The organism is Fortiea sp. LEGE XX443, from assembly GCF_015206815.1.
In the GTDB taxonomy this organism is placed as follows: domain Bacteria; phylum Cyanobacteriota; class Cyanobacteriia; order Cyanobacteriales; family Nostocaceae; genus Nostoc_B.
Genome location: NZ_JADEXZ010000165.1, coordinates 1 through 1,062 on the forward strand (window position 1 = coordinate 1; position 1,062 = coordinate 1,062).

Consider the following 1,062-nt stretch of genomic DNA (forward strand, 5'->3'; position numbering starts at 1 on the left):
ATATAGCAATCCGGAATGATTCATGAGAAAATACTTAGAAGATAGAAAGGTAGCGCTTGCAACTAAGGTGAGGGTGTAGTGATGTGGATGCAATCATTAGAAGATTTTATCAAAAATAGTAAAGAACTGCGTGAAATCAAGCGGGCTACAGCAGTAAAGATGCTGCTATGTGGATACAAACATCAGGAGATAATGCCAATATTAGGTGTCTCATCTGGCTTCATAAGTACCTATAAAAAATCATTTTTTAAAATGGGGATTGATGGGTTAAAGCTAGGGCATAAAGGAAGTAAAGGGTATCTGGATGATATTCAACGTGCCGAGGTAATTGAATGGTTACAAACCAAGGATAGATGGACTTTAAATGAATTAGAACACCATATCGCTTCCAAATATGGAGTGACATTCTTCTCGAAACAAAGTTACTACGATTTATTTGATGCTGCCAGTATTAGTTGGAAAAAAACTCAAGCAAGTAATCCAAAATATGACCAAGATAAGGTCGCCTCAAAAAAAAAGAGATTTGTGAATTGTTGGAGACGCGAAGACCTGAAATAGAATCAGGAGAGCTAGTTGTGTTCATGGTAGATGAATGTCATTTACTCTGGGGAGACATCATAGGTTATGTCTGGGGAAAAACTAATGAACGAGTGACAATACCAGTAGTTAATGCTCGTGTTAAACAAACATATTTTGGAGCATTAGATTATAAAACCAAAGAATTTATCACCTATGCAGCAGAAAAAGGTAACTCTAAAAACACAATTAATTTTTTAGAATATCTTCGTCAACAACGACCACTAGCCAAACTTTTAATAATTTGGGATGGTGCAAGTTATCATCGTTCACAAGAAATTCAAGATTATCTAGATTCATTAAATCGTGAATTGGAAAAAGAACAATGGTGGATAACCTGCTTAAAGTTTGCCCCAAATGCACCACAACAGAATCCTGTAGAAGATATTTGGCTGCAAGCAAAACGATTAATTAGAGAATTTTATTTTTTCTGTCATTCTTTTAACGTAGTCAAGGCGTTATTTGAGCTATCAATTCATTGTCAAA

General features: G+C 35.2%; 1 protein-coding gene. It reads left to right on the forward strand.

Features of this window, described 5'->3' with window-relative positions:
• Positions 1-87: 87 nt before the first annotated feature.
• Positions 88-1,062, forward strand: a protein-coding gene (locus tag IQ259_RS26950; protein ID WP_193889029.1) for an IS630 family transposase whose coding sequence is annotated in 2 segments (ribosomal slippage) — positions 88-508 and positions 508-1,062 — 976 coding nt annotated over the 2 segments. Because the reading frame shifts where the segments join, the coding sequence is not laid out codon by codon here. This gene is flagged as partial in the annotation.